General features: G+C 45.9%; 21 protein-coding genes and 1 pseudogene. 15 read left to right on the top strand and 7 right to left on the bottom strand.

From position 1 onward, the window contains the following. Positions 1 to 20 precede the first annotated feature (20 nt). The 7 genes from ACH97_RS19625 (at position 21) to ACH97_RS19600 (ending at position 7041) form a co-directional block, all read left to right on the top strand. On the top strand, positions 21 to 1118 hold the full coding sequence (locus ACH97_RS19625) for a type III polyketide synthase (RefSeq protein WP_048350159.1): 1098 nt from the start codon (positions 21 to 23) through the stop codon (positions 1116 to 1118). A gap of 7 nt (positions 1119 to 1125) precedes the next feature. Further along, positions 1126 to 1629, top strand: a complete 504-nt coding sequence (locus ACH97_RS19620) for an isoprenylcysteine carboxyl methyltransferase family protein (RefSeq protein WP_035338546.1) — start codon at positions 1126 to 1128, stop codon at positions 1627 to 1629. A gap of 63 nt (positions 1630 to 1692) precedes the next feature. Next, entirely contained in the window at positions 1693 to 1788 is a 96-nt protein-coding gene (gene fbpC / locus ACH97_RS19615) for a Fur-regulated basic protein FbpC (RefSeq protein ID WP_003182857.1), read from the top strand. 144 nt (positions 1789 to 1932) lie between these two features. Further along, positions 1933 to 5496, top strand: a complete 3564-nt coding sequence (gene dynA, locus ACH97_RS19610) for a dynamin GTPase (RefSeq protein WP_035338547.1) — start codon at positions 1933 to 1935, stop codon at positions 5494 to 5496. Positions 5497 to 5570: 74 nt separating this feature from the next. After that, entirely contained in the window at positions 5571 to 5840 is a 270-nt protein-coding gene (locus ACH97_RS19605) for a YpbS family protein (RefSeq protein WP_023857403.1), read from the top strand. Between the two features lie 79 nt (positions 5841 to 5919). Continuing rightward, entirely contained in the window at positions 5920 to 6069 is a 150-nt protein-coding gene (locus ACH97_RS23855) for a hypothetical protein (RefSeq protein ID WP_003182852.1), read from the top strand. An 84-nt stretch (positions 6070 to 6153) separates the two neighbouring features. Beyond that, positions 6154 to 7041: a 5'-3' exonuclease gene (locus ACH97_RS19600; protein WP_020451896.1), complete on the top strand. Its 888-nt coding sequence runs from the start codon at positions 6154 to 6156 to the stop codon at positions 7039 to 7041. Positions 7042 to 7050: 9 nt separating this feature from the next. Here ACH97_RS19600 and sspL read toward each other — a convergent pair whose 3' ends face one another. Genes sspL through ACH97_RS19585 form a run of 3 tightly spaced genes read right to left on the bottom strand, consistent with a single transcriptional unit; the run spans position 7051 to position 8329 of the window. Further along, positions 7051 to 7197 carry a small, acid-soluble spore protein L gene (sspL, locus tag ACH97_RS19595; protein WP_003182847.1) on the bottom strand — a complete coding sequence of 49 codons (147 nt, stop codon included), beginning with the start codon at positions 7195 to 7197 and terminating at the stop codon, positions 7051 to 7053. A 42-nt stretch (positions 7198 to 7239) separates the two neighbouring features. After that, positions 7240 to 7638, bottom strand: coding sequence for a reverse transcriptase-like protein (locus ACH97_RS19590; protein ID WP_020451895.1), 399 nt, complete (start codon positions 7636 to 7638; stop codon positions 7240 to 7242). Further along, positions 7628 to 8329, bottom strand: coding sequence for a queuosine precursor transporter (locus ACH97_RS19585; RefSeq protein WP_023857402.1), 702 nt, complete (start codon positions 8327 to 8329; stop codon positions 7628 to 7630). The genes ACH97_RS19590 and ACH97_RS19585 overlap by 11 nt, the downstream gene beginning before the upstream one ends. A gap of 93 nt (positions 8330 to 8422) precedes the next feature. On the opposite strand from ACH97_RS19585, the gene ACH97_RS19580 reads away from it, so the two are divergent. Continuing rightward, the gene (locus ACH97_RS19580) at positions 8423 to 9064 is read left to right on the top strand and encodes a reverse transcriptase-like protein (protein WP_229030001.1); all 642 of its coding nucleotides are present in this window, start codon (positions 8423 to 8425) and stop codon (positions 9062 to 9064) included. Between the two features lie 14 nt (positions 9065 to 9078). Continuing rightward, positions 9079 to 9264: a zinc-finger domain-containing protein gene (locus ACH97_RS19575; protein ID WP_003182841.1), complete on the top strand. Its 186-nt coding sequence runs from the start codon at positions 9079 to 9081 to the stop codon at positions 9262 to 9264. Positions 9265 to 9323: 59 nt separating this feature from the next. Here the strand turns inward: ACH97_RS19575 and ACH97_RS19570 are convergent, their stop codons facing one another. Then, positions 9324 to 9590 carry a DUF2564 family protein gene (locus ACH97_RS19570; protein WP_020451892.1) on the bottom strand — a complete coding sequence of 89 codons (267 nt, stop codon included), beginning with the start codon at positions 9588 to 9590 and terminating at the stop codon, positions 9324 to 9326. A gap of 160 nt (positions 9591 to 9750) precedes the next feature. Here ACH97_RS19570 and ACH97_RS19565 point away from each other — a divergent pair, with 160 nt between their 5' ends. Then, a complete protein-coding gene (locus ACH97_RS19565; RefSeq protein WP_003182837.1) occupies positions 9751 to 9933 on the top strand; it encodes a hypothetical protein in 183 nt (60 codons plus the stop codon). 54 nt (positions 9934 to 9987) lie between these two features. Here ACH97_RS19565 and cspD read toward each other — a convergent pair whose 3' ends face one another. After that, the gene (gene cspD / locus ACH97_RS19560; protein WP_003230776.1) at positions 9988 to 10188 is read right to left on the bottom strand and encodes a cold-shock protein CspD; all 201 of its coding nucleotides are present in this window, start codon (positions 10186 to 10188) and stop codon (positions 9988 to 9990) included. Between the two features lie 284 nt (positions 10189 to 10472). Between cspD and ACH97_RS19555 the strand changes: the two genes are divergently transcribed. Then, positions 10473 to 11162 (top strand): AIM24 family protein, encoded by a 690-nt coding sequence (locus tag ACH97_RS19555; protein WP_020451891.1) that lies wholly within the window; start codon positions 10473 to 10475, stop codon positions 11160 to 11162. A 53-nt stretch (positions 11163 to 11215) separates the two neighbouring features. Here the strand turns inward: ACH97_RS19555 and ACH97_RS19550 are convergent, their stop codons facing one another. Continuing rightward, entirely contained in the window at positions 11216 to 12367 is a 1152-nt protein-coding gene (locus ACH97_RS19550; protein WP_020451890.1) for a diglucosyl diacylglycerol synthase, read from the bottom strand. Between the two features lie 269 nt (positions 12368 to 12636). Beyond that, complete coding sequence (gene metA / locus ACH97_RS19545) at positions 12637 to 13545, bottom strand: homoserine O-acetyltransferase MetA (RefSeq protein ID WP_048350158.1); 909 nt, start codon at positions 13543 to 13545, stop codon at positions 12637 to 12639. A gap of 151 nt (positions 13546 to 13696) precedes the next feature. On the opposite strand from metA, the gene ACH97_RS19540 reads away from it, so the two are divergent. From ACH97_RS19540 to ACH97_RS19525, 4 genes and pseudogenes are all read left to right on the top strand, one after another. Continuing rightward, positions 13697 to 15376, top strand: a complete 1680-nt coding sequence (locus ACH97_RS19540) for a formate--tetrahydrofolate ligase (RefSeq protein ID WP_048350165.1) — start codon at positions 13697 to 13699, stop codon at positions 15374 to 15376. Between the two features lie 15 nt (positions 15377 to 15391). Continuing rightward, positions 15392 to 15871, top strand: coding sequence for a glutathione peroxidase (locus ACH97_RS19535; RefSeq protein ID WP_020451887.1), 480 nt, complete (start codon positions 15392 to 15394; stop codon positions 15869 to 15871). Next, positions 15859 to 16529: pseudogene (locus ACH97_RS19530) on the top strand (HD domain-containing protein). Before ACH97_RS19535 ends, ACH97_RS19530 begins: the two are co-directional and overlap by 13 nt. Positions 16530 to 16559: 30 nt before the next feature. Further along, positions 16560 to 17696: a conserved virulence factor C family protein gene (locus tag ACH97_RS19525; RefSeq protein WP_026579412.1), complete on the top strand. Its 1137-nt coding sequence runs from the start codon at positions 16560 to 16562 to the stop codon at positions 17694 to 17696. The last annotated feature ends 164 nt before the right edge of the window (positions 17697 to 17860 follow it).

Raw genomic sequence — 17860 nt, 5'->3', positions numbered from 1 at the left:
CTGTAAATAGAGGTGGTGTTATGGCCTATGTCATTTCGGCGGGGACAAGCCTTCCCCGCTTTCATGTCGACCAGAAGGAAGCGGCCGTTTTTGCAAGGGAGATGTTCAAAGATTCATTTAAAGACATTGACCGGCTGCTGGCAGCTTTCCAAAATGGAGAAATCGCTTCAAGACAATTTGTCATGCCTTTGGATTGGTATAAAGAAGCCAGGAGCTTCAAGGAAAAAAATCAAGCGTACATTGAAATGGCTGTCAGACACAGTGCAGAAGCCGTTTCGAATTGCCTGTCAGACGAACGGTTTTTGAAAAAAGAAATCCCTTTCGAAAAAATTGAAGCGATTTTTTTTATATCTTCTACAGGCATCTCGACTCCCGGCATTGAAGCGAAGCTCATGAACATTCTGCCCTTTTCAAAACGGATGAAGCGGATTCCGATTTGGGGGCTCGGCTGTGCAGGAGGAGCTTCAGGTATAGCGCGGGCATTCGAATACTGCAAAGCGTTTCCAAAAGCCCATGTCCTTGTGATTGCGGCGGAGCTCTGCAGCTTAACGTTTCAAAAGGATGATCAATCGAAAAGCAACCTTATCGGCACATCTTTATTTGGCGATGGAATCGCCGCGCTCTTAATGTGCGGCAAGGAAGCGGATATCTCATCAGCCGGATTGGAGGTTCTTCCGGAAGTAGTGAGCTCACAATCAGCCACCTTGGAAGATTCGGAAGATGTCATGGGCTGGGAAATCAATGACAACGGTTTCCGTGTCGTTTTTTCCAGGGACATTCCGACATTGATCAAAACACATTTAAAGAACGATGTCGAAGCATTTCTCCATAAGGAACAGATCGCTTTGGAGAACATTCAAGTATTTCTGGCCCACCCGGGCGGAAAAAAAGTTCTCGACGCTTATTTGGAAAGCCTCGGCTTTTCCGAAGCGCACATCGACTGTTCACGAAAAATTTTGGCCAGGCACGGCAATATGTCATCAGCCACTGTGATGCATGTTTTAAAAGAATATTGCCTGCATGGCAGTCCCATACCGGGAAAATACGGTCTCTTAGGGGCGCTCGGCCCGGGCTTTTCATCGGAGCTGCTGCTTTTGAAATGGACAAAAAGAGAGTGACTGACACATGTTTTGGACAATTTTAAGCATTTTTGCCGCCCAGCGCCTGTTTGAGCTGGCAGTCGCGAAGTTCAATGAAAAAAACGCTCTGAAAGAGGGAGCGGTCGAATACGGGAGACGTCATTACCCTTATATCGTCGCGATGCATGTTTTGTTTTTCATATGTTTGATTTGGGAAACGATCGCTTTTCAACGCGGACCTCTTCCGATGGCGCTTGTCGTATTAACAGGCCTCATCTTCACTCAGGCCCTCCGGTATTGGGCGCTCTTTTCTCTGGGGAGATGCTGGAACACGAAAATCCTTGTCATCCCTGGAACGAACCTTGTCCGAAAGGGGCCTTATCAATGGTTCAAACACCCTAACTATGTGGCGGTGGCTCTTGAATTTCTGCTTTTGCCCCTGCTTTTCCAGGCATACGCCACCGCACTTTTATTTACGGTGCTCAACGCTGCTGTCATGTACATCCGCATCCGCACGGAAGAACAGGCATTAGAAAAATTACACCATTGAAAATGATTATCATTTCATTTATAATGATGATAAACATTCTCATTATAGGATGGTGAGTCGCGTATGACGATGTTTTTTTTGCTGGCGGCGGTCAGTACATACAGTTTATTGATTGGTTATGTCTTAAAAGGTATCGCAGGAGCGAATCCGCAAAAATAAATAAATACACGTGCTGAAGCTGCCGAAACAGGCAGCTTTTTCTCGTTTTTTCTTTCAGATTGTGAAGAAAAATACAGCAAGGTTGTGTAAAATGGGAGAAAGGGCTAAGATGGCAAACAACAACGCATAAAAGGGGTAGGAAACATGGCACAAATAAACACGAAAGACGACTTGTTGAAAAGAGCCGGAGCGGTTTTCGGGGAGCTCAGGAAGAACGGGGATGACAAGCGGTCTGCGCAGCTTGCGGGAATCATCCGAAAATGGCTGAGAAAAGAAGTGTACATTGCGTTAACCGGACATTATTCAGCAGGAAAATCATCGCTATTGAACGCGCTGCTTCAGGAAGACGTCCTGCCGACAAGTCCGATACCGACGAGCGCCAATCTTGTGCTGGTTCGCCGGGGGGAAATGAAAACAACACTCCATACGATCGATGGAAGATACGCCCGGATGGATGGCTCTTATGATAAAGAAAAAGTGCAGGCGTACTGCAGGGACGGCAGCCAGATTGAAATGGTGGAAATCGAGGGGCCATTTTCAGGAATCGCGCCTCAGGCCGTCTTAATTGACACGCCCGGAATTGATTCGACGGACGATGCCCATTTTTTATCGGCGTCTTCGATACTTCACCAGGCGGATGCCTTGTTTTATGTCGTGCATTACAATCATGTCCATTCCGAAGAAAATGTGAAATTTCTTCGATCAATAAAAGATCAGATACCCAATATTTTTTTCATCGTGAACCAGATTGACCGTCATGACGAAGCAGAAACAGGCTTCCATGCCTATAAAAAGCAAGTGCTTGATATGCTGCAGAAAGAAGGGATCGATGAAGATCATCTCTTTTTTACATCGGTCACCGAAGCCGGTCATCCGCTGAACGAATTCACCTGGCTTCGCGCTGTGCTGGAAAGGTTGCAGCATCAATCCGAACAGCAGCTAAAGGCATATACGGAGCAAAAAATCAGCAGCCTGATTCATGAACATATCAAAATGCTGATCAGTGACGAAGACACGGCTCTGTCTGAAGAAACCGCTTCCTTAAGAGAAAAAGTCGAGTCTGTAAAAGCAAGGCTTGCCGATTTGATAGAACAGGAAAAACGGGCGGAGGAACAAATCAAAAAAGACATTCATACAATTGCCCAAAACGCAAACTTAACGCCGTTTGAGATGAGAGAACTGGCCAAATCGTATTTGGAATCTATCGAAAAAGGCTTTAAAAAAGGATTTCTTTTCAGCAAGGCCAAAACGCTTGAAGAAAAACAAAAACGAAAAGAAGTGTTTCTTGCCGACGTTCAAAAAAGGGTTCAAGCCGAAATCGACTGGCATGCCATTGAAGCAATCAAGGCTTTCATGAACCGCTTTAACGTCCAGAGTGATGAACTGCTTCGGGACGTTCTTCAATTTCGGACAGAGGTAGATGAAAATGAACTGCTTCGTTCCCAGAAAAAAGGGGCTGAGCTTACACCGGAATACGTGCTGAACTATACGAAAGAACTGGCTGAAAACATCAGAAGAAAGGCAAAAAGACAAGCGCAGCCGCTTATCGATCAGCTCAAAACATTCATCAAAGAAAGAAACGGCCTGCAGGCGGAAGCGATGAAAGTCGAATATGAAGCGGAACAGGCGAAGCTCGCCGAGCTCGAAAGCCGGTTGATCGAACAGCAGAAGTCATATGAAAAAGCAAACCGTCTCTGGGATCAATGGGAACACGGCGATCAGAGCGAGCTGCCAGCGAATTGGTATGCCGAAGAAAAAAAGCCCCTTGAAAAACCGCTTGATGCCCGACGAGCGGAACCGGTCCGTGTGCAAGGGGAAAACAGCAGCCGTAAAGACGATGTGCTCCATCCGAAAAAGGGCGTTTCTGAGTACATTGAGCACTTTTTCGACTTGGCCCGGTTTTTGGCGGATATTCCTGCTTTGGAAAAGCAGCGAAAAGCATTCTTGGACAAAACGGAACGCCTTCATACAAGGCAGTTTACCCTGGCGCTCTTCGGCGCATTCAGTTCCGGCAAATCGTCTTTTGCAAATGCGCTCTGCGGGCGGAAAGTGCTGCCGTCATCTCCGACGCCGACAACGGCAACGATTAATAAAATAACAAAACCGTCGGGAACCAAAAGGAACGGGACGGCTGAAGTCGTTTTTAAAACGGAAGAGGAAATCAGAGCGGAACTGGATCAGCTATTGGAGGGGAAAATGGCTGCGGCAAAAGGCTCCGCTTTTGGCGAAAAACTTGGAAAGCTTTTGAAAAAAGGAGACCTGGATGATGATGAACGGCTGCTGATCAAGAACTTCCTCAAAGCTTATGAGCGTTATGGTTCATATATCAACGATCGGGAAATCCTGACGATTTCCGCTGAAGATCTGCATCCGTATGTCGCTGAAGAACAAACGGCCTGCGCCGTCCGTGAAGTCACCGTTTATTTGAGCACACCGGTCACGGAGAAAGGAATTACGATCGTCGATACACCGGGTGCCAGCAGCATGAATAAGCGGCATACTGAGCTTGCGTTTCAATACATGAAAGATGCCGATGCTCTGCTTTACTTAACATACTACCAGCATGCATTTTCCAAAGCGGACCGGTCGTTTTTGCGCAAGCTCGGACTCATTAAAGACGCTTTCAGCATGGATAAAATGTTTTTTATTTTAAATGCGGCAGACCTCGCGGAAAACCCGGCCGAATTACAGACGGTTGAAGACTATGTTAGGGGAGAGCTCTTGAAAGAAGGCATTCAAAACCCGCATCTGTATCACGTATCGAGCAAACAGGAGCTCAGCAAAAAAGCTTCGCCGAATAACGATTTCAGCAGATTAAAGCGGGAGCTCGACGATTTTATCGAAAATGGTCTAGCCAGAACAGCTGTCGAAGAGCTGCTTGATGAAGGCAAAAAACTGTGTGAAACCGTCTTTCAGCTCCGCCGTTCACTGCACCGTTCCGCTGAAGAAAAGGAAGCGGAGCAAAAGCGGATCGCCAAAGCTTATCAAGCGGCTTTAGCTGTCATTGAAGAAGCAGAAAAGGGATCATCAATCCTTCAAATGACCGAAAAGGATGTGGAAGAGCAATTTTACCACATGAGGCAGCGCCTGGCCTTTTATGCACATGATTTATTTAAAGCTGCAATCCATCCAGGTCTTCAGAACGGAGATTGGCGCGCCAATCTGCAAACCGCTTTGAAAAGCTGCTTAAAGGAGTATGAATTCGAATTTTTGCAGGAACTAAAAGCGCTTGATATCAGAATGGAAAACATCATGCTCAAGTATGCCGGCGAACAGTGGGCAAATGCCGTAAAAGAGCGGCTTGCCGATAATCCTTATTTTGCGGTTCATATCACAGCTGACCGCCCTGAGACCGGCAGCTGGGAAACAGCTGCAGCGTCAGCGGATGAAGGGGAATTTGCAGATGAACTGAAAATGTTCAAAACGCCTAAAGCGTTTTTTCAGCAAAATGGCAAAGCCCGGCTTGTCGAGGCGTTTACTGCAAAGCTTTCGGCTATCACGGACGAATGGATTCAACGTGAAAAGCGGACATGTTTAAAGCGCTGCAAAACGAGCGCCGGACAATTACAGAAAGCGGCTGTTCTGTCCGCAAAAGCTCAACTCGAAGAACAAAAAGAAGCGTACTTTCATGAGCCGTTGGAAAGCGCAGAGCGTGAAAACATTGAAAAAGCGCATAACTTGGCAGGCGAATGGCTCCGCTCAAGTTGAATCAGATTGATATTGGTATGGATATCTGGCCGGCAGACATGATAGACTGAATAAAAAAAGAAGGGAATTAGATGATGACAAACGTTCATGAAGCCATTACAGCACATTCCAAAAAACAGCACCAGCACATCAAGCAGTTCGTGCGTCTCGAACAGGAGAGGGAAAAAGCGATCGATGAAGCGGTTGATAAGTGCCGGCGAAATGAAGCATTTTCAACCGGCCTCATCAACCAAATTACCATGCAAATGAACGAATTGGCCAAAAAAGGCATCGTTCCCACGAGACGGCTCGTCTCGAAAGAAATGGTCGCCGAATACGTCAGCCGAAAATATCCGCAGGCCTAGCTGGTGAATCCTTCCGCGTGTGGCGTCATGTTTTTTTGCAAAACATAAACCATGTCACGCCCGCTGGAGGTGAAGTGTAATGGGAAGAACAAAGCTTGGCAACGCGAATGCACAGCGAAACAACAACGCTAAAAAGAAGAACGGCTTTAATACTGAATTTGCGACTGAATCCTATTCGCAAATGGAAGCCGCCAAATTAATTTCTAGCAAAAAACAGCACCAAAAATAGAAACAGCGTCGATTGACGCTGTTTTCATCATTTTTGCTCCTGTGGTACAATAAGTGCATTGTATGATGAAAGGAAGTTTCCATAATGAACAAGAAGCTGCTGCTTGTAGACGGGATGGCTTTATTATTCCGGTCTTTTTTTGCGACTGCGGTGCACCGCAATTTTATGCTGAATGACAAAGGGGTGCCGACGAACGGGGTTCACGGCTTTTTAAAGCATCTGTTAACCGCGGTGTCTGCGTTTGAACCGAGTCATGTCGTCTGCTGCTGGGACATGGGAAGCAAAACGTACCGCAACGATTTATTTAAGGACTATAAAGCGAATCGCGGCGAGCCGCCTCTAGAATTGATACCGCAATTTGACATGGCAAAGGAAGCGGCGGAAGAGCTCGGGATTTTAAATATCGGCATTGCGGGCTATGAAGCCGATGACTGCATCGGCACGCTGTCAGCGATGTTCAGCGAAGAAGCGGAGATCACGATCGTCACCGGTGATAAAGATTTGCTTCAGCTTTTAACAGTCAATGTTAAAGTCGCCCTATTACAAAAGGGAATCGGCAATTATAAAGTATACACGGAAGAATCATTCAGTGAAGAGACCGGTGTCGAGCCGAAGGCTTTGATTGACATCAAAGCGCTGATGGGTGATACAAGCGATAACTACCCGGGTGTAAAAGGCATCGGCGAAAAGACGGCCTACAAACTGATTAAGGAATATTCGACTGTTGACCGGCTGCTGGAAAACATCGGACAGCTGACAAAGGGTCAGCAGACGAAAATAACCGAATGTCTTGAAGACCTGAAGCTGTCCAGAATCCTTGCAGAAATCAAATGCGATGTACCGCTTTCCTGCTCATTGGACGACGCAGACTTCACCTTGATGCATGACAGGGCGAAAGCGATGCTGAGACTTCATCAAATACGGGGAATCGAACCGCTGCTGGTGAAATTCGAAAAAAGAGAGATCGGATAACCGATCTCTCTAATGTTTTGTATTGCTTTTTTTCGCCCGGTTTTCAAGCTCGGTTTTTGGGTCTGTATGCCGGTTATCCCGGTTTAATACAATATCTCCCTGGGGCGTGACACCGCCTGTCAGGCGGCCTCTTCCTGCTGAATGCTGTTTTTCCACATGAACCACCTCACTCGTTATGATGTGCAGCGGGAATGGATTTTACTCGGGGTGATTCAGCAATATCGCCTTTTTCGCAAGCTTGTCAGCCGCCTGGTTAGACTTCGAAGGAATCCACTTGATAAAAAATAAATCAAAATCGTTTTTTAAGCGGATGATTTCATCCAGATAAGGCTTAAATGCCTGATTTTTGACAAACTCCAAATCCGCCGTGCGCTCGACGATCTGCGAATCGGTCCGAAACGAAACGATCCGGTAGTTTCGTTCGGCGCACAGCTTCATTCCTTCGATCAGCGCCTTGAATTCCGCTTCATGATTGCTCAGTAAGCCGGCGGGAAGGGAGAAGGACTCGGTCTTCTGACCGTCTTTGATGAAAATGCCAAGTCCGGACGGTCCGGGATCACCCGCGCTTGCTCCGTCGATATAGACCTCAATCGGCATTGTTTCCGCTCCTTTCATCCAAAGGGGTGATTCTTTTAGCGGCATAAGCGTACGGCGCTGCGAAAACGGCGACAACGAATTTCAAGACATATGTCGTGATGAAAATCTGAATCCAGACATTCAGCGGATAAGCGCCCATAAATGCGACGCTTGTAAAAATCAATGTATCGAGCAGCTGGCTTAGGGCTGTGCTGCCGCTGTTGCGAAGCCACAGTGCCCGATCGGAAGGAAATAACCTTCTGATTCCCGAATATACATAAACATCAAGCGTTTGGCTGATGATATAGGCGAGCAGGCTGCCGAGCGCCACACGGGGCAAGAAGCCGAATATCGTCTCCAGCGCAGGCTGTGCAATGTCTTCCGGATGCGGCTTGAACAGAAGCGCTCCCTGCATGACGAGCGTCAAAGCAATCAGAATGAAAAAACCGATTGAAACGGCTTTTTTCGCTTCTTCCTTTCCGTATCTTTCATTGATGACGTCAGTCGCAAAAAATACGCTTCCGTACAGGATGTTGCCGAGTGTCGCGGTCAACCCGAACAGCTCGACCGTTTTGACCACCTCGATATTGGCGGCGGCTGTCGCAAAACCGATCCAGACAAATAAACCGGTTTTGCCAAATCGTTTAAAAAAGAAGAGAACAATGATAAAATTAATGATCGCAAAACTAATCCATAATATTTCGTTAAACAAGAACGGGTACTTCCTTTCTGAATAAACTGTTTTGATTATAGCATAACAAGCCATAATTTGAATAAAGGTGATTTTGTGAAACTGAGAGCAGGTATGAAAATCAAGATTAAAGGGTCTTCACCCATTCCTTTTACAGCTGATGAATGGATCGAGATGAAAGAGGCAATGGCGGCTGGGCGTCAGCTTTCTCAAAGTCCGTATGTCACTGAACTTGAGTTTGAAGATGAGAAGGGCAGCTTTTGGACTCTGAAAGAGCTGGAAAAGCTGAAAGAAGAACTTGCGGCTGAACCGGATGAGATCACCGTCTATTTTGACGGCAGCTATGATAAAGAAAGTCAGCTCGCTGGTTTAGGCATTGTGATATATTACTCCCTCGGCGGGGACCGGTACCGATTGAGAAAGAATAAGAGCTTTCGGCTGACAACGAATAACGAGGCGGAATATGCGGCTCTCTCCGAAGCCGTTAAAGAGCTTAGAGACCTTGGGGCAAGCAGGAACTCTGTCGTCATAAAAGGGGATTCGCTCGTCGTGCTGAACCAGCTTGAAGGTAACTGGCCATGCTATGACCCCGTTCATTCGAAATGGCTGGACAGAATCGAGAGCCAGCTTCAAAAATTAAAGCTAACGCCCACCTATATTCAAATCAGCCGCAAAGACAACAAGGAAGCGGATCAGCTCGCAAAAAAAATGCTTGAGCATACCATTGTGGAAAGCCAAATCAAACTAGATGAATAACGGAGATGAACGTTTTGGATAAGAAAGAGATCTTTAAGGAACTCACACATTTGCAGGACACCTACTGTGAAGGGTGCTTCATTAAAAAACACTTCAGAAAAGAATACGGAAAAACGTATGCCCACGCATTTTGCATTTCAAAATGCACGGTCGGAGAAAAGCTCCGAACCTATGGAGACGTGCTGACAAACAAAAATTGATCCCCCCAATAAACCATCATCCTTGGGCCGCGCTAAAAAAACCGCTGAACGCGGTTTTTTTAATGCTGTGATTCGTCAAGCTGGTGCTGGCAATCATTTAAGATGTTGAGCTGTTCGTTTAAGAAGTCTTCATCCAGGGCGGATAGTTCCTCAGCCTGTGACAGCTGTCTGGCGTCTTCGATGGATTGATACGCCGATTTCAGCAAAGTGGAGCTCTTTTGCCTCGTCGCCATTCCCGTCGTCTTTTGGGCGGTTTCTACGGCTATTTCAAGCTGCTTGCGCTGATTAAATCCCGTTACAAGATCATCGCGATGTTCTGAGTTCATGATCATACACCTCCGACAAGTATTTTTTCTAAAAAAGGCATTTTTATGTGTGAAATAGAAAAAATAAAGTAAAATTAATCCGATATAACTATTGAACCTAAAAAATATAAGTCTTTATTACTAATTTAGGTAATCATGAAAAAAAGGAGTCTGAGGAACAGTGGAAAGCAATGAACTGCAAACCGTTCTTCACAAGACATTTGTGGAGGTATATAAAGATCTTGAACAGCTCGTTGATATCGCGAAAAAGGGGCGTCCATCTCTCGAGAAGAACATTGAGGAAATCGAGCAAAGGTTGAAGCAAAATATACTGGCAATCGAAATTCAGCTGAAAATTAAATAGGAGAGGCAAAAAATGCCTCTCCTCTTATTTGAAGTCTCAATTGTCTTGATTTTGTTAAAGCTTTACAACGTTAGATGCTTGAGGTCCACGATTACCTTCAACAATCTCGAAAGAAACTTCTTGTCCTTCTTCTAGAGATTTGTATCCGTCACCTTCGATTGCAGTGAAATGAACGAATACATCGTCTCCGCCTTCAACTTCGATGAAGCCGAAGCCTTTTTCATTGTTAAACCATTTTACTTTACCGTTTTGCATATTGCTTAATCCTCCTAGTACTGTAGCACAATGTGCTAAAAAAAATTTTCATCATCTAACGGTGTTCTGCTAAATGATGGTTTCACTATACACTATCTATGGAGGCTTCGTCAAGCTGTCAAGAGAAAAAAATGAACTTTAATGCTTTTTTAAGGAATTTCTTTGAAATCGTTTTCAGTTTCTGGTTATTGATCATTATTTTTCGCAAAGTGGACGAAACATTTTAAGCGTCAGCCCGTATATAATAAAACCAATATCAGGAATGCGAAGAGGAGTGTTTATAGATGAACCGTTATTCGGTTGATGAGTTTGTATCCAAAACCCAGCAGGAAGACAAAGGGGAGGGGCTGTTTGAAATGGAAACACCCCGTCTCTTGGAAGTTAATCTCGATGGAAAAGTGTGGGCAAAGGCCGGTTCGATGGTTTCCTACAGGGGAAGAGTCAAATTTAAGCGTGAAGGGGTATTTGAACACGGAATTGGACGGATGGTGAAAAAAGTGTTCAGCGGAGAAGGGGCTGCACTGATGAAAGCGGAAGGAAACGGAAAGGTGTACCTTGCTGATCAAGGAAAGAAGATCTCCATCTTAAACTTGAAGGGGGACTCCATATTTGTGAACGGGCACGATCTGCTCGCATTTGAGCCATCAATCCATTGGGACATCAAACTGATGAAAAGAATTTCCGGCATGCTGGCCGGCGGATTGTTTAACATTAAGCTTGAGGGAACTGGAATGGCTGCAATCACAAGCCATTACGAACCGCTCACTTTGATCGTAACCCCGGAAAGCCCAGTCTATACCGATCCAAACGCAACGGTTGCCTGGTCTGGAAGCCTTCAGCCTGAATTTGTGACAGATGTATCTTTTAAGACGTTCATCGGCAGGGGAAGCGGGGAATCGATCCAAATGAAGTTTTCAGGGAACGGGTTTGTCGTTGTGCAGCCGTTTGAAGAAGTTTATTACTCGGAATCTTAATATTAAACGAAAAAAACACTTGCAGGGCAAGTGTTTTTTTGACTCGGGCTTTTTTAGGACAGCGCCCGGACAGTCTGTTTTTTGTTCATGATGATTTCAGACTGCTCGATAATGTCCGTCAGGATGACTTCTGATGAATTGGATAAATGCAAGTTTTTAATGTTTTTCTTCATTTCGTTTAACTTTTTCTCATCAGCCAAAAGGGAGGAGACTGATTCAAGAATTTCCTCATGCCTGTTGACGACGATGGCAGCTCCTCTGTCTTCGAAGAACAGGGCATTTTCCTTTTCCTGCCCGGGAACAGGCTTGTAAAGGATGACGGGAACGCCGATTGCCGTGGCCTCCGTCAAGGTAATTCCGCCCGGCTTTGTGATCATGCAGTCAGCCACCCTGAACAGCTCGTCAATTCTTTCGATATAACCGAGTGATTTCAGCTTGTTTGGATAAAGGGCTTCAATGTCTTCCAGTGAAGATTTCAGCATCGTATTTTTTCCGCACACGACGACGACTTGAACATCCTCTTTCGTTACCAGAGATTCACACAGTTCCTTTACGTTTTTAAGAACCCCGTGTGCGCCTGCCATGATCAGCAATATCTTCTTGTCGGGAGACAGCTGATACTTCTCGTAGATTTTATCTTTGTCCATTTCTTCTTCAAACTGCCTGCGGATCGGAATACCCGTGATCTTGACATTGCTCGGGTGAGTGCCGATTTCGAGCAGTTTTTCCTTCACATAATCAGTGGCTACGTAATATTTGTCAATGTGTTCGTGGACCCAAATTTTGTGAAGGCAGAAATCCGTCATGACGTTAAAGGTCGGAATGACTTTTCCCATTCTCCGTCTGTATTCGGGTACGACAATCATTGGAAACGTATTGATGATGATGTCTGGCTGATGTTTTTTAACCAGTTGGTCCAGCCGTTTATTTCCCATTTTGAAATAAATATTAAACTTTCTTTTATTGTAAATTTTATCGACCCCATAGTAGAAAAGGCGATAAAACTGTTTACCGATTGAAAAGCTTTTCAGGTAGAGATACTGTGTGATCTCTGACACAATCGGGTTTGATTCTTGATACAAATTCGAAACAGTTACATTCTTAAAACCGAGCCGTTCGCACTCTTGGTAGAGCGTTTTGGCTACTTGAACATGGCCATTTCCGTAATTTGCAGTCAAAATTAATATATTTTTATTGGTATTCAAGCATATTCACCTCAATTAATTCAAACAGCAAGAGCTAAAATGGTAAAAAAACAGGAGTCAATGTCCACACATACCATACCATAAATATTATTTTAATTATAAATGAAGAACAAAAATTAAGGTATTTTTAAAGTATGGATCGGCAGGAAAGCACTGGGTTCCTTATTATTCCTGCTTTCGCGGCCAAGCCGAACCCCCTTATGGAAGACTAACCCAACAGTATTTTAACACATTTTGAATGTCTTGCATCAGACCAGGGCATGAGAATTTCATTTCCACTCGTACGGTGTTTCCTGGTAAACGTAATAATTCAGCCAGTTCATGAACAAAAGAGTCGCGTGGGCTTTCCAGCGGTTTACAGGCGAAGCGCCGTCCGGCCCGTCTTTAAAATAATTCACCGGCGGATCAATGTCCATGTTTCTGGCCAAATCCCTTTCATACTCTTCTTTAAGAGTATCTGTATCATACTCAGGATGTCCAGTTAAAAAAACTTGTTTTTCATCTTTTGAAGCAATTAAACAGACGCCCGCTTCATCGGATACGCTGAGCACTTTTAAATGAGAAACGGCTTTTAGGTCATCCATATTTATATCTGTATGCCTTGAATGCGGGACATAGTAGAACTCTTCAAAGCCTCTGACCAGTCTTTCATTTTTCTCCATTATTCTGTGTTCGAAAACGCCAAATGTTTTTTTCGGCAGTTTGACTTTGCGAATTCCGTAATGATGATAAAGCCCCGCCTGCGCTCCCCAGCAGATGTGAAGCGTTGACGTGACATGCGTTTTGCTCCACTCTAAAATCTCCTGAAGTTCTTTCCAATAGGACACTTCCTCATACTCCAGGTGCTCGATCGGCGCGCCGGTAATGATCATGCCGTCAAATTTTTTGTCCCTGATCGAAGAAAAAGTTGTATAAAACTGTTCCAAATGCTGCCTTGGTGTATGTTTTGGCGTGTGTGTAGACGGTATTAAAAAAGTGAAATATACCTGTAAAGGAGAATTTCCGAGCATTCTGAGCAGCTGTGTCTCGGTCCTGATTTTCTGCGGCATCAGATTAAGAATCACAATATTTAAAGGTCTGATGTCCTGATGAAAAGCCCGTTTTTCATCCATGACAAAAATATTTTCACTTTCAAGAATCTGCTTCGCTGGCAAATTGATAGGTATGTTGATAGGCAACACGCCACCTCCGGTTTTCTCCGCTGATTTTTCTTCATTATAGGAACTTTTTGGCGATATTTCAATGTGTGAATTGTGTTACAATGAAAGAAGTGTGTGAAAAATATGGAAAATCATCGTGTGATGAACCAAAAGGAGGATCCTCTTGCAAATGAAATCCCATCTATCAGACATAGAAATCGCCCAAAGCACGGAATTAAAACCGATTGCCGAAATTGCACGGAAGCTCAATATAAATGACGATGAAATAGAGTGTTTTGGTTGCACAAAAGCGAAAATTTCTTTAAAAATTTTTGAGCGTTTAAAAGAAAAAAACGATGGACAGGTGATTTTGGTAACCTCCATCAACCCGACCCCGGCCGGCGAAGGGAAGTCGACTGTCACCGTCGGATTGAGCCAGGCGCTCTGGCAGATTGGCAAAAAATCGATCGTTGCACTGAGGGAACCTTCACTCGGTCCGACAATGGGACTGAAAGGCGGGGCTGCCGGAGGAGGATATTCCCAGGTTCTGCCGATGGAGGATATCAATCTTCACTTTACAGGAGATATGCATGCGATCACAGCTGCGAACAACGCTTTGGCGGCTTTTATAGACAATCATATTCATCAGGGAAACGAATTAAACATCGATATTAGAAAAATCGTCTGGAAAAGGACGCTTGACCTCAATGACAGGGCGCTGCGCGAAACCGTTGTCGGCTTAGGCGGAAAAGCGAACGGATTTCCCCGGGAAGACGGCTTTGACATTACTGTCGCATCGGAAATCATGGCCGTTTTATGCCTGGCCAGAGACTTGGCCGATTTAAAAAGACGTCTGGCAGCAATGATCGTTGCCTACACTGTTGACGGACAGCCGGTGACGGCCGGCATGCTCGGTGTTCAAGGAGCGCTCGCTCTCCTGTTAAAAGATGCCATCAAACCAAACCTTGTTCAGACTGTTGAAGGAACACCGGCGCTCGTCCACGGAGGCCCGTTTGCAAACATCGCACACGGGGCGAACAGTTTGATCGCGACTAAAACGGCGGCGAAACTGGCTGATTATGTCGTGACTGAAGCGGGATTTGGCGCGGATTTGGGTGCGGAAAAATTCATGCACATCAAAACGAGAGCCGGCGGGTTCACCCCGGGAGCGGTCGTGATCGTCGCCACCGTAAGAGCGCTGAAAATGCACGGCGGAATGCCTCTCGCCGATTTGAAGCAAAAAGACGTAAACGCATTAAAAAGCGGAATCGCAAACCTTGCCAAGCATATCGAAACGATAGACGCCTTCGGTCTTCCGTACGTTGTGGCCGTCAACAGGTTCGTCCACGATGCGGAGGATGAGCTTGAGACGGTTCTTGGCTGGTGCAGGGACAACGGGCATCCGGCTGCACTGTGCAATGTTTGGGAAGAAGGCGGAAAAGGCGGGATTGACCTGGCAAGGGAAGTCATTCATGTCATGGAGCAAAAGGACAATCATTTTTCCTATTTATACGAATTAACCGACTCGATCGAAGACAAATTAGCCAAAATTTCCCGCACCGTTTATGGAGCCGAGGGGGTAGAGTTTACCGAAAAGGCGAAAAAGCAGCTGCTGGAATTGAAAAAGAACGGATTGGACGGGCTGCCAGTATGCGTGGCCAAAACTCAGTATTCTTTATCAGATGATCCGGAGAAAATTGGCAGGCCGAAAGGTTTCAGCATCACCGTCCGTGAATTAAAACCATCGAGGGGCGCGGGATTTATCGTCGCTTTAACTGGCAGCATTTTAACAATGCCCGGGCTGCCGAAACATCCTGCTGCACTTAAAATGGATGTCGGTGAAGACGGCAGGGCCAAAGGTTTATTCTAAAAAGGAGGGACCGTCATGTCCATTTACGATATCAGCGTCAAGACGATTAAAGGCGAGGACACGACACTGCGGCCGTATAAAGGCAAAGTGCTTCTCATCGTCAACACGGCCTCAAAGTGCGGATTTACACCCCAATATCAACAGCTTCAAGACTTGTATGAAACATATAAAGACCGGGGGCTTGAGATTCTGGGCTTTCCCAGCAACCAATTCATGAATCAGGAGCCTGGCGATGAAAAGAGCATAGAAGAATTTTGCAGCGTAAACTACGGGGTCACGTTTCCGATGTTTTCGAAGGTGAATGTAAAAGGAGATCAAATCCACCCGCTGTTCCGCCACTTGACGAACAAGGCGAAGGGCATGCTTGGAACAAAAGCGGTCAAATGGAATTTCACAAAATTTCTCGTTGATCAAACCGGGGAGAACGTTGAGCGTTTTTCACCGCAAACCAATCCAAAGGAGATGGAGGAGGCCATTCAGAAATGGCTGGGCTGAATCAGGAACAAACAGAACAGATCTGCTTGATGTCCGAATGGGTAAGAAAAAAGCTCGCAGCCGAAGGGACAGGACATGACTGGCTGCATATCGAAAGGGTTCGGAACATAAGCCTTCAGATTGCAAAAGAAGAGGGTGCAGACCTGTTTGTGACCGAAGCTTCCGCCCTTCTCCACGATATGATTGATGTAAAGCTGGACGATGAACACCGGGTTCCGCTTGATGAGTTGAAAAGGCGCCTCTCAGAAGACTGGAAGGTCGATCCTGGAACGGTTGACGGGATTCTTGCCATCATCACAAGAATGTCATTCAGAGACAGGGAAAATATAAAGACGAACGCCTTTCAAAAGAAGGTATGGCAGTTCAGGATGCCGATCGGCTTGATGCGATCGGCGCCGTCGGGATCGCCAGGGCTTTGATGTATGCAGGGGCAAAGGGTCATCTCCTCTACGGGAGCGCCAATGCGCCTACTGCTGTCGGCCACTTTTACGAGAAGCTTCTCCTTTTAAAAGATTTGATGAATACAAAGACGGGAAGGATGCTCGCAGAAAAAAGGCATCAGCTGATGCTCGAATTTCTCGGCGAACTGGAAAATGAATGCGCCTTCTCCGGAGAAAGCCGCCTTGATAGATCAGGGCCGGGGGTTATGGTAGAATAAGACCGGATCTTTTAACAGAGGGGGACAATGATGAAAATTAAATCGATAGAACCGACACCGAGCCCGAATACAATGAAGGTGATTTTGACCGAAGAACTGCCGGGCGGAAAAAGCAATAATTATAAAAAGGACCATGCGGAAGGCGCGCCTCCCGTCATCCAAGAGGTTTTAAACATAGAGGGAGTAAAAGGCGTCTACCATGTGGCCGATTTTATCGCTGTCGAGCGCAATGCGAGATTTGACTGGAAAGACATCCTCCCTGCGGTGCGTGCTGCTTTCGGAATGGACGAAGCCGAAGAGGCGGGGGGCCGTTCCGAAGAAAAAGAATCGTTTGGCGAAGTTAAAGTCTTCGTGCAAATGTTCAGCGGGATACCGATGCAGGTGAAATTGACCGACGGCGAGCGCGAGGAGCGCTTCGGCCTTCCGGAACGTTTCCAAGAAGCGATCTTGAAGCTTAAAACCGCGTCTTCCAACGTCGTGCTCGAACGGTCTTGGAAAGAGCAAGGCGTCAGATTCGGCGATTTTTCAGAAATCGGCCGTGAAGTAACGGAAGAGCTTGAGGCGGCTTACGATGAGGAGCGCCTGCGGAAGCTGACGGAATCAGCCGCATCAAGCGATGCTGAGGATAAACGCGCGGCTGTGCAGCGAAAGTCTTACCGGGTAACGCTTGAAATGATGGATGAGGAAGATTGGCAAAAACGCTATGCCCATCTTGAACAAATGGATCCGGATGAAAAGGACATTCCAGTACTCGAAAAAGCGCTCAATGACCCGAAAACATCGATCAGAAGACTTGCTGTCGTTTATTTGGGCATGATCGAAACGCCTGCGGTGCTTCCTCTTTTATATCAAGCACTCGAAGACAAAACGATCACGGTCAGAAGAACAGCCGGTGATTGTCTGTCAGACATCGGAAACCCGGAAGCGATTCCGGCAATGATCAAAGCGCTCAAGGACCCGAGCAAGCTTGTGCGCTGGAGAGCCGCCATGTTTCTGTACGAAGTCGGCGATGAGAGCGCGCTTCCCGCTTTAAAAGAAGCTGAAAACGATCCCGAATTTGAAGTCAGCCTTCAAGTCAAAATGGCGGTCGAACGGATCGAATACGGTGAAGAAGCGAAAGGCTCCGTATGGAAGCAAATGACGGAAAGCCGCAAAAAAGACGGCTGACAAGGACGCTGGAAACAGCGTCTTTTTTTATGCCTTAAGCTCTTCGCTCTGCAGCGGCGATCCATCCGGGAATTTTGAAAAAAGTCACGCGTCTTGTTATAAAATATCACTTTTTCTATAAAAATATTTCGAATATTGTTGAAAAACACGCTGAAAATATATAT

The sequence above is a fragment of the Bacillus paralicheniformis genome, from assembly GCF_001042485.2.
Classification (GTDB): Bacteria; Bacillota; Bacilli; order Bacillales; family Bacillaceae; genus Bacillus; species Bacillus paralicheniformis.
The sequence above is the reverse complement of the archived record's forward strand: the minus strand, read 5'-3'. Positions and strand labels throughout refer to the sequence as shown.

Bases quoted from the DNA above. Each gene is read 5' to 3' on its own strand.
- ACH97_RS19555 (WP_020451891.1), top strand. From the start codon at position 10,473: ATGAACCGTTATTCGGTTGATGAGTTTGTATCCAAAACCCAGCAGGAA.
- ACH97_RS19605 (WP_023857403.1), top strand. From the start codon at position 5,571: ATGACAAACGTTCATGAAGCCATTACAGCACATTCCAAAAAACAGCAC.
- ACH97_RS19590 (WP_020451895.1), bottom strand. From the start codon at position 7,638: ATGCCGATTGAGGTCTATATCGACGGAGCAAGCGCGGGTGATCCCGGA.
- ACH97_RS19600 (WP_020451896.1), top strand. From the start codon at position 6,154: ATGAACAAGAAGCTGCTGCTTGTAGACGGGATGGCTTTATTATTCCGG.
- ACH97_RS19620 (WP_035338546.1), top strand. From the start codon at position 1,126: ATGTTTTGGACAATTTTAAGCATTTTTGCCGCCCAGCGCCTGTTTGAG.
- ACH97_RS23855 (WP_003182852.1), top strand. From the start codon at position 5,920: ATGGGAAGAACAAAGCTTGGCAACGCGAATGCACAGCGAAACAACAAC.
- ACH97_RS19535 (WP_020451887.1), top strand. From the start codon at position 15,392: ATGTCCATTTACGATATCAGCGTCAAGACGATTAAAGGCGAGGACACG.
- cspD (WP_003230776.1), bottom strand. From the start codon at position 10,188: ATGCAAAACGGTAAAGTAAAATGGTTTAACAATGAAAAAGGCTTCGGC.
- ACH97_RS19525 (WP_026579412.1), top strand. From the start codon at position 16,560: ATGAAAATTAAATCGATAGAACCGACACCGAGCCCGAATACAATGAAG.
- dynA (WP_035338547.1), top strand. From the start codon at position 1,933: ATGGCACAAATAAACACGAAAGACGACTTGTTGAAAAGAGCCGGAGCG.
- ACH97_RS19625 (WP_048350159.1), top strand. From the start codon at position 21: ATGGCCTATGTCATTTCGGCGGGGACAAGCCTTCCCCGCTTTCATGTC.
- ACH97_RS19580 (WP_229030001.1), top strand. From the start codon at position 8,423: ATGAAAATCAAGATTAAAGGGTCTTCACCCATTCCTTTTACAGCTGAT.
- ACH97_RS19540 (WP_048350165.1), top strand. From the start codon at position 13,697: ATGAAATCCCATCTATCAGACATAGAAATCGCCCAAAGCACGGAATTA.
- fbpC (WP_003182857.1), top strand. From the start codon at position 1,693: ATGACGATGTTTTTTTTGCTGGCGGCGGTCAGTACATACAGTTTATTG.
- ACH97_RS19570 (WP_020451892.1), bottom strand. From the start codon at position 9,590: ATGAACTCAGAACATCGCGATGATCTTGTAACGGGATTTAATCAGCGC.